Annotated in this window: 12 protein-coding genes and 1 pseudogene; 5 read left to right on the top strand and 8 right to left on the bottom strand. The window is 60.9% G+C overall.

Features of this window, described 5'->3' with window-relative positions; translation table 11 throughout:
• Nucleotides 1-10: 10 nt before the first annotated feature.
• From glpX to H2509_RS19525, 4 genes are all read right to left on the bottom strand, one after another.
• Nucleotides 11-1,006 carry a class II fructose-bisphosphatase gene (gene glpX, locus H2509_RS19540; protein ID WP_182168155.1) on the bottom strand — a complete coding sequence of 332 codons (996 nt, stop codon included), beginning with the start codon at nucleotides 1,004-1,006 and terminating at the stop codon, nucleotides 11-13.
• A 77-nt stretch (nucleotides 1,007-1,083) separates the two neighbouring features.
• On the bottom strand, nucleotides 1,084-2,409 hold the full coding sequence (locus tag H2509_RS19535; RefSeq protein WP_182168154.1) for a homoserine dehydrogenase: 1,326 nt from the start codon (nucleotides 2,407-2,409) through the stop codon (nucleotides 1,084-1,086).
• Nucleotides 2,410-2,436: 27 nt separating this feature from the next.
• Nucleotides 2,437-3,654, bottom strand: a complete 1,218-nt coding sequence (locus tag H2509_RS19530) for an LL-diaminopimelate aminotransferase (RefSeq protein WP_182168153.1) — start codon at nucleotides 3,652-3,654, stop codon at nucleotides 2,437-2,439.
• Between the two features lie 218 nt (nucleotides 3,655-3,872).
• Entirely contained in the window at nucleotides 3,873-4,277 is a 405-nt protein-coding gene (locus H2509_RS19525; protein ID WP_182168152.1) for a hypothetical protein, read from the bottom strand.
• Nucleotides 4,278-4,574: 297 nt separating this feature from the next.
• Between H2509_RS19525 and H2509_RS19520 the strand changes: the two genes are divergently transcribed.
• Together H2509_RS19520 and H2509_RS19515 are read left to right on the top strand one after the other, a co-directional pair.
• Nucleotides 4,575-6,380, top strand: coding sequence for a PHA/PHB synthase family protein (locus tag H2509_RS19520; RefSeq protein WP_182168151.1), 1,806 nt, complete (start codon nucleotides 4,575-4,577; stop codon nucleotides 6,378-6,380).
• A gap of 207 nt (nucleotides 6,381-6,587) precedes the next feature.
• On the top strand, nucleotides 6,588-7,166 hold the full coding sequence (locus tag H2509_RS19515) for a DUF6653 family protein (RefSeq protein ID WP_209002095.1): 579 nt from the start codon (nucleotides 6,588-6,590) through the stop codon (nucleotides 7,164-7,166).
• Nucleotide 7,167: 1 nt separating this feature from the next.
• Here the strand turns inward: H2509_RS19515 and speB are convergent, their stop codons facing one another.
• The 3 genes from speB to rocF all read right to left on the bottom strand — a co-directional run bounded on the left by speB (nucleotide 7,168) and on the right by rocF (nucleotide 10,398).
• A complete protein-coding gene (speB, locus tag H2509_RS19510) occupies nucleotides 7,168-8,124 on the bottom strand; it encodes an agmatinase (protein WP_182168150.1) in 957 nt (318 codons plus the stop codon).
• 88 nt (nucleotides 8,125-8,212) lie between these two features.
• Nucleotides 8,213-9,424, bottom strand: coding sequence for an ornithine--oxo-acid transaminase (rocD, locus tag H2509_RS19505; RefSeq protein ID WP_182168149.1), 1,212 nt, complete (start codon nucleotides 9,422-9,424; stop codon nucleotides 8,213-8,215).
• 17 nt (nucleotides 9,425-9,441) lie between these two features.
• Nucleotides 9,442-10,398 carry an arginase gene (gene rocF / locus H2509_RS19500; RefSeq protein ID WP_408022691.1) on the bottom strand — a complete coding sequence of 319 codons (957 nt, stop codon included), beginning with the start codon at nucleotides 10,396-10,398 and terminating at the stop codon, nucleotides 9,442-9,444.
• A 137-nt stretch (nucleotides 10,399-10,535) separates the two neighbouring features.
• On the opposite strand from rocF, the gene H2509_RS19495 reads away from it, so the two are divergent.
• Nucleotides 10,536-10,958, top strand: coding sequence for an Lrp/AsnC family transcriptional regulator (locus H2509_RS19495; protein WP_182168148.1), 423 nt, complete (start codon nucleotides 10,536-10,538; stop codon nucleotides 10,956-10,958).
• Between the two features lie 243 nt (nucleotides 10,959-11,201).
• The gene (locus H2509_RS19490) at nucleotides 11,202-12,215 is read left to right on the top strand and encodes a glycosyltransferase (RefSeq protein ID WP_209002093.1); all 1,014 of its coding nucleotides are present in this window, start codon (nucleotides 11,202-11,204) and stop codon (nucleotides 12,213-12,215) included.
• Nucleotides 12,216-12,385: 170 nt separating this feature from the next.
• On the opposite strand, the gene H2509_RS19485 is transcribed toward H2509_RS19490, so the two are convergent.
• On the bottom strand, nucleotides 12,386-12,781 hold the full coding sequence (locus H2509_RS19485) for a DDE-type integrase/transposase/recombinase (RefSeq protein ID WP_182168146.1): 396 nt from the start codon (nucleotides 12,779-12,781) through the stop codon (nucleotides 12,386-12,388).
• Between the two features lie 79 nt (nucleotides 12,782-12,860).
• Here H2509_RS19485 and H2509_RS21335 point away from each other — a divergent pair.
• Nucleotides 12,861-13,661 (top strand): annotated as a pseudogene (locus H2509_RS21335) (IS5 family transposase).
• Nucleotide 13,662 lies beyond the last annotated feature (1 nt).

The raw sequence follows: 13,662 nt of genomic DNA, 5'->3' as shown, positions 1-13,662 counted from the left end.
CCTCTGCCAGTCAATCCAGGAGGAACTTCTCGGTATGGGTGTGCTGCGCCTTGATATAGCGAACCGTGCCCGTAGTGGAGCGCATGACCACGGTATGGGTCGTGATGCTGCGACGGCCGAATTTCACGCCCTGCAGGAAATTGCCGTCGGTGACGCCGGTCGCTGCGAAAAGCACGTCGCCGCTCGCCATTTCCTCCATCATGTATTTCCGCTTGATATCGGAAATTCCCATGCGATGCGCGCGTTCCACCTGTTCGTCGCGCGTGATCACCAGCCGGCCCTGCATCTGGCCGCCGATGCAGCGCAGGGCGGCAGCCGCAAGAACGCCTTCCGGCGCGCCGCCGATGCCGACATAGATGTCGATACCCGTCTCGTCGGGATCGGTCGTGTGGATCACCCCGGCAACGTCGCCGTCGCCGATCAGGCGGATGGACGCACCGGCCGCGCGGATGTCCTCAATCAGCCGGGCATGGCGCGGACGATCGAGCACGCAGGCCGTCACTTCGCCCACTGGCACGCCCTTTTCCTTGGCCAGCGCATTCAGGTTCTCGGCGATCGGCGCGTCGAGATCGACAAGGCCCTGCGGATAACCGGGGCCGATCGCGATCTTTTCCATGTAGCTGTCGGGAGCGTTCAGCAGCCCCCCGGCCGGCGCCAGCGCAATGACGGCCAGCGAATTCGGCAGGTTCTTGGCGCAGATGGTCGTGCCTTCCAGCGGGTCGAGGGCGATATCCACCTTCGGCCCCTGCCGCGTGCCCACCTCCTCGCCGATATAGAGCATCGGCGCTTCGTCGCGTTCGCCTTCGCCGATCACCACCGTGCCTTCGATGGGCAGCCGGTTGAGCTCGCGGCGCATGGCGTCCACCGCAGCCTGGTCGGCTGCCTTCTCGTCGCCGCGCCCGCGCAGCCGTGCCGCCGCCACCGCGGCGCGTTCCGTCACGCGCGCCAGTTCCAGCGTCAGGATACGGTCCAGCACTTCGCTCTTTCCGACTTCAATCTTCGACATTCAGGGCTCCCGGTCACAGGCAGGCAGCGGATCGTTCCGGCAGGATCGGCCATCCGCCGCCCATGCCTATACCCAACTCACGACAGTTTTTCGATACGGATCATCTGCGGTCTGTCGGCGATGACGTTCTGGCTGGCAATGATCTCGAGCGCCTCGCGGATCGCCGCCTCCGTCGTCTCGTATGTGATCAGGATGACGGGCTGAGGTTCGGCCGGCTGGCTCGACCCTGGCGCGTCACTCCTGACCGCGCGTCGGCGCTGCACGATCGATTCCAGCGAGATGTTTTGCGTAGCCATTTCCTGCGCGATCCGGGCGAAAGCGCCGGGACGGTCGTAGACGGAAAGGCGGATATAGTAACCGCCCTCATGCTTGCGCATGCCGGCGGGCTTGTAGGGCTCCAGCTCCGCGGCCGGCTTGCCGAGCGTCGGCGTACGATCCCCGCGGGCGATGTCGGCAATGTCGGCGACCACGGCCGAGGCGGTCGCATTGCCGCCGGCACCGGGACCGACCAGCACCACTTCGCCCACCGTGTCGCCGTCCACCGCCACCGCATTCAGCACGCCGTCAATGCGGGCAATCGCCGAGGACTTCGGCACCATGGTCGGATGGACGCGCTGTTCGATGCCGGTCTCGGTGCGTTGGGCCACGCCCAGCAGCTTGATACGATATCCGAGTTCGTCCGCCGCCTCGATATCGGCGATGGTGATGGAGGAAATGCCCTCGACATAGATTGCGCCGGCGTCGATCTCGCAGCCGAAGGCCAGGCTCGTCAGCAGCGCCAGCTTGTGGGCCGTGTCGAAGCCTTCGATATCGAAGGTCGGATCGGCTTCCGCGTATCCAAGCCGCTGCGCGTCGGCCAGGCATTCGGCAAAGGCCAGACCCTCGCGCTCCATCCGGGTCAGGATGTAGTTGCAGGTGCCGTTCAGGATGCCGTAGACGCGGTTCACGTGATTGCCGGCAAGGCTTTCGCGCATCGTCTTGACGATCGGAATGCCGCCTGCCACCGCCGCCTCGAAATTGAGGCTGACGCCGTTTTCTTCGGCAAGCTTCGCCAGTTCCACGCCGTGCTTTGCCAGCAGCGCCTTGTTGGCCGTCACCACATGCTTGCCGGAGGAAAGCGCCGCACGCACGCTTTCTTCCGCTGCCCCGCTGTCACCTCCCATCAGCTCGACGAAGAGGTCGATCTCGCCGCTTGTCGCAAGCTTCACCGGATCGTCGAACCACGCAATGCCGGAAAGATCGATACCGCGATCCCGTCCGCGACTGCGCGCACTCACCCCGGTAACGCGGACGCCGCGTGCGCAGCGCCTTGCCAGCGCGTCCGATTTCTCGCTTACAAGCCGCACCAGCGATGCGCCGACCGTACCAAGGCCTGCGACGCCCAAACGCAAGTCATTCGCCATTTGAAAAGTCGATCCGGGTTCTATGGGTTAGCGGGATGCCCTGACGGGGACCACGTTGTGCAACGTTTCGTCCGCCGTTTCAAGGAAACGGCGGATACCGCGCGCCGCCTGCCGGATCCTCTGTTCGTTCTCCACAAGGCCGATGCGGATATAGTCGTCGCCGTACTCGCCGAAACCGATGCCTGGCGATACCGCCACATCGGCCTTCTCGATGAGAAGCTTGGAAAACTCAAGGCTTCCGAGCGAGCGAAACTTCTCGGGGATCGGCGCCCAAGCGAACATGCTGGCTTCGGGAGCCGGGATCGGCCAGCCGGCCCGGGTGAAGGATTCCACCAGCACGTCGCGGCGTTTGCGATAGATGTCGCGCGTCTCGGCAATGCAATCGTCCGGGCCGTTGAGGGCGGCGGCCGCCGCCACCTGGATCGGCGTGAAGGCGCCGTAGTCGAGATAGGACTTCACCCGCGCGAGCGCGGCGATCAGCCGCTCGTTGCCGACCGCGAAGCCCATGCGCCAGCCCGGCATGGAGAAGGTCTTCGACAGCGAGGTGAATTCGACCGTCACGTCGATCGCGCCCGGCACCTGCAACACGGAAGGCGGCGGCGTGTCGTTGAAATAGATCTCCGAATAGGCCAGGTCCGACAGAATGAAGATTTCGTGCTTCTTGGCGAAGGCGACGACATCGCGATAAAAGTCGAGGTCAGCCACATAGGCAGTCGGGTTCGCCGGATAGCAGAGGATGAGCGCGATCGGCTTCGGCACCGAATGGATGATCGCCCGCTCCAGCGCGCTGAATACTTCGGGTGTCGGCTCGGACGGGATCGATCGCAACGCCGCACCCGCCATCAGGAAGCCGAAGGCGTGGATCGGATAGCTCGGATTGGGCACCAGCACCACGTCGCCCGGGGCAGTGATCGCCTGCGCCATGTTGGCGAAGCCTTCCTTGGACCCCAGGGTGGCGACGACCTGCGTATCCGGATTGAGCTTCACGCCGAAGCGGCGGGCATAGTAGCCGGCCTGCGCCTTGCGGAGGCCGGGAATGCCCTTGGAGGCCGAATAGCGGTGCGTCCGCGGGTTCTGCACGGTCTCCACCAGCTTTTCGACGATGTGGCGCGGTGTCGGCAGGTCGGGATTGCCCATGCCCAGGTCGATGATGTCGGCGCCTGCTGCGCGTGCCTTTGCCTTCAAGCGGTTGACCTGTTCAAAGACATAGGGCGGCAGTCGCCGCGTCTTGTAGAAGTCTTCCATGGCACTGGCCTTCTATATGTCAGGGCGCCGGCTCTTCTCGCCGGGCGGGTTTCAGACCATGCGGGACACTCTGTCCCGCGGGCGATTGTTTAACAGTCCGCGCAGTCTTGCGCATCGTCCATTTCGTACGGGAAAGCAAGTTTTCTCGGCGCGTGGCCCGTAAGGCCCGCGCTTCGATCCGATTGTCCGGGATCGGATGGGAGGGCCTCGCGGAGCGGCTATTGTGCCGCCGCGGGTGCGCCTTCGATGTCTGCGATAGCGGCATCGCCATGCGTGGCGCCAAGCTTGCGCAACACATCGACGGAGGAGGTCGACGCCGACGGTTGACCGGATGCGCGCGACTTCGCCAGCGCCTCGAGCGAGGAGCGCGTTGCCGTCTGCTCCTCATAGGACAGCAGGCCTTCCTGCGCCGCGCCGGTTCCGTTTTGCGTGCCGTGGATGAGCGGTGACGTTGCGGCTGCCTGGTCGGGTGCCGGCAGCGGATGTGCGGATGCCGTGCTCGCCGTTGCGGCCTGCGGCGTTTCGAGTGCCTCGATAAGGGTCTCGTTCGGATCGAGCGCGCATGCGCCGACCGCGAGGGCAGCAAGAACGGGCAGAAGTGCGCGAGCACGCATAGTCGTCACCTTCCAAAGCTCCTTACAGAGCCGAGCCGTCGAGACCGAATGCAGGGAATCGTTTGCCTCAACGTCAACACAATTCGCACAATACCGGAATTCGGTCTGATTCTCACCAATCATCCCGATCCCGACCGGCCGGTGCATGCACCGGTTACCGGCAATGGGCGACATTCTTTACTCCTTTGGTGCAATTCGGAAAAGGGGCCAGCTTTCACCATCTTGTCAGCCCCCTGTCATGACGCGCTATTATGTGGGCAGAACGCCGTTCAAGGCACACGAAACTACCCGGGGAGACGCTGAACGATGACCGAAGAACGTCAGAATCCGCTTCTTCAGTATATCGTGAAAAACCCCGAGGCTTTCGCGCAGAACCTCGCGAAAGTGGTCGAGAATGCGGGAAAGGCATTTGCCGCCTATATCGAGCCCCGCGAAAAGGGCGAGATCAAGAACGAGATGGCCGACGATCTGTCGTCCATCTTCAAGACCCTGTCCCAGGTCGGCGAATACTGGATGTCGGACCCGCAGCGGGCGGTCGAGGCGCAATCGCGGCTCTGGACGAACTACGTGAACCTCTGGAATTCCTCGCTCAAGCGAATGATGGGCGAGAAGGCCGATCCCTCGATTGCGCCTGATCCGCGTGACAAGCGCTTCCAGGATCCCGAATGGAACGAAAATCAGTTCTTCGACTTCGTGAAGCAGCTCTACCTGATCACGTCGCAATGGGCGGAAACGCTGGTTCAGGACGCAAGCGGCCTCGACGAACACACCCGCCACAAGGCCGATTTCTACGTCAAGCAGATCGCCAACGCCCTGTCGCCGTCGAATTTCGTGCTCACCAATCCGGAGCTCCTGCGCGAAACGCTGGAGACGAACGGCGAGAACCTCGTGCGCGGCATGAAGTTGCTTGCAGAGGATATCAAGGCCGGCAAGGGCGAGTTGAAGATCCGTCAGTCGGACCCGACGAAGTTCCGCGTCGGTGAAAACCTGGCGCTGACACCCGGCAAGGTGATCGCGCAGAACGACGTCTGCCAGGTCATCCAGTACGAGCCGACGACAGCGGAAGTGCTCAAGCGGCCCCTGTTGATCGTGCCGCCCTGGATCAACAAGTTCTACATTCTCGACCTCAATCCCGAGAAGTCCTTCATCCGCTGGGCCGTCGCCCAGGGGCATACGGTCTTCGTCGTTTCGTGGGTGAACCCGGACGAGCGGCAGGCGCGCAAGAGCTTCGAGCACTACATGCGCGAGGGCATTCTGGAAGCCCTCGACGTGGTCAGGCGGGCGACCGGCGTGGAAGAGGTAAACGCCATCGGCTACTGTGTTGGCGGAACGCTCCTTGCCGTGACCCTCGCCTATATGGCGGCGATCGGCGACGACCGCATCAGGACCGCGACCTTCTTCACCACGCAGGTCGATTTCACCTATGCGGGCGATCTGAAGGTGTTCGTGGACGAGGAACAGATCGCCGCCATGGAGCGGCGGATGCAGGAAAAAGGCTATCTGGAAGGCAGCAAGATGGCCTCCGCCTTCAACCTGCTGCGCTCCAACGACCTGATCTGGCCCTACGTGGTCAACAACTACCTCAAGGGCCGGGAACCCTTCCCCTTCGACCTTCTTTACTGGAACTCGGATTCCACCCGCATGCCGGCGGCGAACCACTCCTTCTATCTGCGCAACTGCTATCTGGAGAACCGCCTGACGAAGGGCACCATGGAAATCGCCGGCGAGAAGCTCGATCTCTCGAAGGTCAGGACGCCGATCTACAATCTCGCCGCGCGCGAGGATCACATCGCGCCGCCGAAATCCGTGTTCCTCGGCTCAAAGTCCTTCGGCGGGCCGGTTACCTTTGTACTCGCGGGCTCGGGTCACATCGCCGGCGTGGTCAATCCGCCGGACAAGAACAAGTACCAGTACTGGCTCAACCCCTCGCTGAAGGGCGAGCTGGAAGACTGGATCGCCAGGGCGAAGGAATATCCCGGCTCGTGGTGGCCGCATTGGGATGAGTGGATCCGCACACATGACGGCGAACTTGTGAAGGCGCGCAAGCCCGGCGCAAAGCGAATGAAGATCCTCGAGGAAGCCCCTGGCAGCTATGTGAAAATGCGCGTTTGAAGCAACCGCCTGGCCGTATATCCACCTGCCGCATACCCTTTGCGCGGGCATTTTTAGGGATTTTCCAATTGAGCCCGCGGCTCCGGTGATTGTATTTTGGGTAGTCTGACCGAATTCCCGACCAATCGACGCCCGAGGCGGCAAATGTCTCTGCCGTACGAGACAAATTCGAAACTCGCAGCCCCGAGAGCGGAGCACCCTCGACCCGTGAGCCGGCTCCTGCGCCCGATGGACCCGGGGCGTCTGCGTATGCTCGGCATGGATTCGGAAGTCTGGAAGCGGCACGCCAGCGGCTGGAGCGTGTGGACCCGCTTCGCCACCCTGCCCATCCTCTATCTCGCGATCTGGTCGCATGTAGAGCTGGGCTGGCCACTCGCGCTTGCCTGCATCGGCGTCGTCGCCGTCTGGCTCTGGCTCAATCCGCGCGTCTTTCCGGCCCCCCGGCGCTTCGATCGCTGGCACGCGCGCGCCGTCCTTGGTGAACGGGTCTGGCTCAACCGTGCCATCGTGCCGGTGCCGCAGGATGCCAACCGCAAGGCGCTCGGCTTTTCCCTGCTCGCCGGCATCGGCTTTGTCATCGGGCTGTGGGGTGCCGTGTGGCCCTCAATCCCGCTGATTATCGCCGGCACCGCGCTGACCTATTGCGGCAAACTCGCCTTTCTCAACGTCATGGCCGGCCTTTACGACCTGATGCGGGATGCGCATCCCCTGTACCGGTCCTGGACGCAGATTCCGGACAACGACAACGGCCGCGATCGGCAGAACGACGCTCAGCGCGCCGGCTGACTCACATCCGCCTTTTCTCCGCCAGCACGCCGATATAGGTCAGCGCCACGGTCGCTCCGGCGATCGCGGTGATGTCGGCATGGTCATAGGCGGGCGCCACTTCGACGATATCCCCGCCGACGAAGTTGACCCCGCCGAGATCGCGCAGCACCGAGAGCGCCTCGCGCGACGACGGCCCGCCCGCGACCGGCGTTCCGGTACCCGGCGCAAAGGCCGGGTCGAGACAGTCGATGTCGAAGGTCATGTAGGCCGCCGCATCGCCGACGCGCTCGCGGATCCTCTCGGCGATGCCCTTCACGCCCAGCATGTCGAAGTCGTAGCCGTAGAGGATCTCGATCCCGCAATCGACCGGCGCATGGGTGCGGATGCCGATCTGGATCGACCTGTCCGCGTCGATGACGCCTTCGTTCACCGCATTCAGCACGAAGGAGCCGTGATCGAGCCGGTCACCGCCGTCGCCCCAGGTGTCCTGATGCGCGTCGAACTGCACCAGTGCCAGCGGCCCGTGCTTCGCGGCATGGGCTCTCAGCAGCGGCATGGTGACCGAATGATCGCCGCCGAGCGAAAACAGATGTGCGCCGCTATCGAGGATTTCCCGCGCCTGATGCTCGATATGGCCGTGGATATCCGCATGCAGCGCATAGTCGAATACGGCGTCGCCGTAGTCGACGGCTGCCAGCACCTCCCACGGGTCGAAGCCGAAGGGGTATTGCGGGTCACCGTCGAAGATCGCCGAGGCGCGCCGGATCGCCTGCGGGCCGAAGCGCGCGCCAGGACGGTTGGAAACGCCCGCATCGAAGGGAATCCCCCAGACGACCAGATCGACGCCGTCCAGATCGCGGGAATAACGGCGACGCATGAAGGAGAGCGCGCCGCCATAGGTCGGCTCGTGCGACCCGCCTTTCAGCGAAGCCCCGAGAAACGCGTTGTCGGTCGGGCGCGGGTAACGGCTTTCCATGTCACAGTCTCTCCCGAAAAAAGGTCGACGCGATTATAGCGCGGCCGGGAGGTAAGCTGAAAAGCCGGTACGGTTCAATCCGCCTCCTTCAGGAAAGACGCGTCAGCACCTTGTCGAACCGCTCCAGCGCCCAGTCGACATCCTCGCGGCGGATGACGAGCGGCGGCGCGATGCGGATCGTATGATCATGTGTATCCTTGGCAAGGATGCCTTCCGCCTGCAGCGCCTCGCAATAGCGGCGCGCTCCGCCAGCTTCCGGATGCAGTTCGACGGCAAGCATCAGCCCGCGCCCCCTTACCTCGCGCACCGCGTTGGAGCGGATCGAGGCAAGGCCCTTGCGGAAATAATCGCCTTCGCGCTCGGCATTCTCGATCATGCCTTCCTCCACCAGCACCTTCAGCGCGGCTCGCGCGATCGCGCAGGCAAGCGGATTGCCGCCGAAGGTAGACCCGTGCTGGCCGGGTTTGAGAACGCCCAGCACCTCGGAATTGGAAAGGACCGCCGAAACCGGATAGAAGCCGCCGGACAGCGCCTTGCCCACCAGCGTCACATCCGCCTCGATGCCTTCATGCTCTTCGGCCAGAAGCTTGCCGGTGCGGCCAAGCCCGGTCTGGATCTCGTCCAGGATCAGCGTGATGCCCTTCTCGGTACAAAGCTCGCGCACCCTGGCAAAATAGCCGGCCGGCGGAATGACGACGCCCGCCTCGCCCTGGATCGGCTCAACTAGGAAAGCGACCGTGTTCGGCGTGACGGCCGCCGCAAACGCCTCGAAGTCGCCGAAAGGCACCACGCGGAAGCCCGGCGCGAAGGGGCCGAAGCCCTGCCTGGCCACCGGATCCGTCGAAAAGCCGACGATCCCCATGGTGCGGCCATGGAAGTTGTCCGAGCAGACGATGATCTCCGCCTCGTTCTTCTTCACGCCCTTGACCTCGTAACCCCACTTGCGCACGGCCTTGATTGCCGTTTCGACCGCCTCGGCGCCCGAGTTCATCGGCAGTACCTTGTGCGAACCGGTAAGCGCCGCGATCTCCTCGTAGAAATAAGCAAGCTGGTCGTTGCGGAACGCCCGCGAGGTCAGCGTCAGCTTGGAAGCCTGCTTGACCATCGCCTCGAAGATCTTCGGATGGCAATGCCCCTGGTTCACCGCCGAATAGGCCGACAGGCAGTCGAGATAGCGATTGCCCTCCACGTCCCAGAGCCAGATCCCCTCGCCCTTGGTCAGGATCACGTCGAGCGGCTTGTAGTTATGCGCGCCAAGGCGGTGTTCGGCGTCGATATAATCTTCCGGCAGACGGCTCATTTCTTCCTCCAACAATCTCAGCTAAAGGCCTGCGTCGGCCGATCCATGACTTCCTGTCCGAAAAGGCTGGCGACGAGTTCCGCTAGCACCGTCGCGCTACGTCCGCGCTCGTCGAGGAAGGGGTTCAGTTCGACCACGTCGAGCGAGCCGACAAGGCCGGAATCCTCCAGCATCTCCATCACCAGATGCGCCTCGCGATAGGTGGCGCCGCCCGGGACGGTGGTACCGACGCCTGGCGCGATGGAGGGATCGAGGAAGTCGACGTCGAGTGAAACATGCAGCACGCCGTCTTCCGCCTGCACCCGCTCCAGGAAGCGGCGCATCAGCACGGAAACGCCGTGTTCGTCGATCTGGCGCATGTCGATCACCGTAACGCCGCGCGCCTTCAGAAGCTCCCGCTCGCCCGGATCGATCGAGCGCGCGCCGAAGATGCACATGCGCGCGGGATCCACCGCCACGGTCGGCTCCCCGGCAAAGACCGGCGCCAGTTCCTTCTCGCCGGCAAGCAGGGCCAGCGACATGCCGTGCATGTTGCCCGAGGGTGAAATCGACGGCGTGTTGAAATCCGCATGCGCATCGAGCCACAGCACGAAGAGCGGCCGCCCCTTTTCCCGCCAGTGGCGCGCCACGCCCATTACCGATCCCATGGAGAGGCTGTGATCGCCACCGAGGAAGATCGGCAGGTGGCCGGACGCCGCGACCTCATGCGCCTTGCGCGCCAGCGGTCTCACCCAGCCGGCGACCGTCTCCGGCAGATAGGTTTTGCCCTCGAATTCGAGCCTGCCGACGTCGCCGGCCGCAATTGGAGCAACGTCGCCGAAATCCGTCACGCGCCAGCCGAGCGCTTCAAGTCGCTCGGGCAGTTCTGCAACCCGCAGGGCCTGCGGTCCCATCGACGCGCCACGCCGTCCCGTCCCCGCCTCGAGAGGCACTCCGAGAATGCCGATCGGCGTGGCCTTTCGATCTGTCGTCATCCACCGCTCCCGCATTTCCTGCTGCATTCGTTCCCGGAGAATCGCAGCAATCGGAGTTGGCGAATAGTTGGAGATTTGGCACTTTGCGCAGTATGATTTAGCACTATGACAACGCACACTTGGCAAAGTGACACCGCATGGACGACCTAGACCGCCAGCTCATCTCATTGCTTCGCCACGACGCGCGCCAGCCGGTGGCAACGCTCGCCGCCGATCTCAAGGTGTCCCGGGCAACGGTGCGGGCGCGTATCGACCGGCTTGTCGCCGACGGCGTCATCCAGGGTTTCACGGTCCGCCTGCGCGAGGACGGCAGCGCAAATCGCGTCCGCGCGGTCATGATGATCGAGGTGGAAGGCCATCGCGCCGAGGCGATCCTGCGCCGCCTCTACGGCTTTCCCGAGGTGCGCGCCCTGCACACCACTAACGGCCGCTGGGATGTCGTCGCGGATATCGAGACCGACACCCTGGAGAATTTCGACAGGCTACTGTCGACCATCCGCCTTCTCGACGGCATCGCATCCACGGAAACCAGCATCCTGCTGGCCTCACGGAAGGGATAGCGGGCAATCCATCCACATCGAAGAGTAGCTTTATTGGCACACCAATTATGGCTCTGAATTTGCCTTTCTCTCAGGAATCGGGATAAATCCCGGGCAAAGAAAGTTTGAAATTTGTCGCCGATGTCCACTTGGCCGAAAATTTGATGACTCCCATAGGTCTACATCTAAGTATTATGGAGTTGAGGCCGCCCAACGATGAAGAACAGAAATAAATCTGAGCAGAAAATTAGCGGATCATAATAAATGGGAAGCAAACTCTGTTTTCTGTGCCACCATCCGTTTTGGGAAGAGCCCCTAGGCTGCGGTTCCCTAATTCGTAATAGATATACACTGCTCCGGAAAATCGTGGATGATATCCACGTTATTTTCATCACAAGGAGCAACAAAAAAAGCCCATTACCCGGGACGACGGTGACGTTGGGCGCAGGGCTTACTAATAGCGCGATCAATGAAATTCAAGACTTTCTTAACAAGCAAAATTTTAAGTTCATTTACAGCAGCTACAATTTATTCGACAAAATATTAGAGGGAGTGCGAGCATTTAAGATTTGCGAAATTCATGATGTAATGCATTTAAGGCAGCAAGCATTCGAAGAAATGGGCTATTCTGCTCCTTATCAGACCACAAAAGCTGATGAGATAGCTTCACTTTCGGCATACGATGCAATAATCTGCATTAACACAAACGAGGAAAAATATCTCAAGGAGAACTCTTTAACGAACGTTAAGTATATACCGCCAAATTTCAGCTTCAATGCGAATGTCTCTGGCCCTAATTCCAAGTCCTTTGGAATTATTGGCTCTGCAGCAAAACCGAATATTGATGGCTTTGAGTTTTATAAAACACAGATCTTGAACCTCGAACAGGTCGTTATTGCGGGAGCACTTTCTTCAAATATTGGTAAAGTCGGCTACTCTTCAAAAAATATATCATTGCTGGGCGTAGTGAGGAATGTTGTCGAGTTTTATAAAAAAGTCGATATATCTCTCGCGCCGGTCAGGTTCGGAGGAGGCTTGAAAATTAAGGCTATCGAGGCTATCGCTCACGGAAAACCTGTATTTGGGACAAAGCATAGTCTTTCTGGCTTCCCAGAAGGTATTGAGCAAGTTTCAATTGCCGAAGACAGACATAACAAGTGGAATGTTAATAATATGGAAGCTTTATTTGATATAAAAAAATCAACAATAAAACAATACGTAGATGAAAATTTCTCAGATTTAGTTTGCAGCATGCATTTCGACGACCTATTAAGATAAAAAAATTATCTATTGTCTTTTCGAAGAAAATGCATCCATTAATATGTATTCAATTTCGTTTTTGCCTGAGTCTTGATTGCCGTTCAGTTCGGCACGGAGCCCTTTGTTTGATTTTTTGCCTCATGCGGCGCGTGTTTGCGGCGTCACTTTCATGGCGAATTTGTAGGACGTTAGATTGCCCTGGGACGATTGGGGGCTGTTGCGATTGTAGTCTTCCCTCCACGCGGTGACCACGAAAACAGCATTTCATTCAGACACTCGTCCCTGAAGCTGCCGTTGAAGCTTTCGACAAACCTGTCCTGCGTCGGTTTGCCAGGCTGGATGGAATACCAGTCGACACCGGTCTCCTGACTCAGTTTGAGAAGGGTCATACTGATCAATTCGGTTCCGTTGTCGGAGGCCACGGTGGACGGTTTGCCGCGCAGACGAATGAGCGCATCGCGTTCACGGGTGACCTGCAGGCCGGACAAAGAGGTATCAGCCACCAGCGCCAGGCATTCACGGCTGTAATTGTCGACGACGGCCAGAACCCGGGAGCGGCGCCCGTTCGTAAAGGCATCCGGCACGAAATCCTAGGACCTGTTGACAAAAGGGATTTCCAAATCAGGCGGGTTCTGATTCAAGACTGCTTTTCAGGAGGCATTCTTGGCCAGAGTAGAGTTTCGCGGCGATCTTACGGACATGGAATGTGCCGTCATCGAACCGCTTCTGCCGTCCGAGCGCGGACGGTGGGCGCGACCTGCCCAGGACAACCGGCGTTATCTCAACGGCATGCTGCATGTGTTGCGGGTGGGCTGCCCGTGGCGCGACATGCATGAACGATACGGCAAATGGAATTCGATCTATGTTCGCTTCCGGCGGTGGGCGGAACAAGGCGTGTGGGATGCTCTTTTGGAAACGCTTGTCGAGATGGGGCTGACGGACGATTGGCAGCACATGGTCGATAGCACATCCGTCCGGGGCCATTCGCAGACAGCCGGCGCAGTCCGCAGGACGGGACTCATAAGGAGGGCTTTAGTCGAAGCCGCGGCGGCTTTGCGAGCAAGATCCACGCCCGATCAGACGGTCAGGGACGCCCTCTTGATATCGTCCTGACCGGCGGAGGGGCCTTCCGGCCACAACGCCTTCAAGTCCCTGTTGGAGATGCCGGTTGGCGGACCGCGCCTGATGCTGGCCGACAAGGGGTATGACGGCGACACCATCCGCGAAGCGCTACTTCCTCAGGGTATCCTGCCGGTCATCCCGCCCAGGTCGAACCACCTGGCGCCTGCGAAATGCGACGATCGCGCCCACAAGGACCGCAACCGCATCGAGCGCATGTTCAATCGGCTCAAACAGCTCCGCCGCATCGCCACCCGCTACGACAAAACCGCCAGATCCTTCCTCGGCTTCCTATGCCTCGCCGCCGCAAGGCTCTGGTTGCCTTCTTTTGTCAATTGGCCATAGC

The sequence above is a fragment of the Stappia albiluteola genome, from assembly GCF_014050225.1.
GTDB lineage: Bacteria > Pseudomonadota > Alphaproteobacteria > Rhizobiales > Stappiaceae > Hongsoonwoonella > Hongsoonwoonella albiluteola.
This window is presented reverse-complemented; position numbering and strand designations above follow the sequence as displayed.

Coding starts and splice junctions, on each gene's coding strand:
- H2509_RS19490 (WP_209002093.1), top strand. CDS start 11,202: ATGGGAAGCAAACTCTGTTTTCTGTGCCACCATCCGTTTTGGGAAGAG.
- rocD (WP_182168149.1), bottom strand. CDS start 9,424: ATGAGCCGTCTGCCGGAAGATTATATCGACGCCGAACACCGCCTTGGC.
- H2509_RS19535 (WP_182168154.1), bottom strand. CDS start 2,409: ATGGCGAATGACTTGCGTTTGGGCGTCGCAGGCCTTGGTACGGTCGGC.
- H2509_RS19530 (WP_182168153.1), bottom strand. CDS start 3,654: ATGGAAGACTTCTACAAGACGCGGCGACTGCCGCCCTATGTCTTTGAA.
- H2509_RS19520 (WP_182168151.1), top strand. CDS start 4,575: ATGACCGAAGAACGTCAGAATCCGCTTCTTCAGTATATCGTGAAAAAC.
- speB (WP_182168150.1), bottom strand. CDS start 8,124: ATGGAAAGCCGTTACCCGCGCCCGACCGACAACGCGTTTCTCGGGGCT.
- glpX (WP_182168155.1), bottom strand. CDS start 1,006: ATGTCGAAGATTGAAGTCGGAAAGAGCGAAGTGCTGGACCGTATCCTG.
- H2509_RS19495 (WP_182168148.1), top strand. CDS start 10,536: ATGGACGACCTAGACCGCCAGCTCATCTCATTGCTTCGCCACGACGCG.
- rocF (WP_408022691.1), bottom strand. CDS start 10,398: ATGACGACAGATCGAAAGGCCACGCCGATCGGCATTCTCGGAGTGCCT.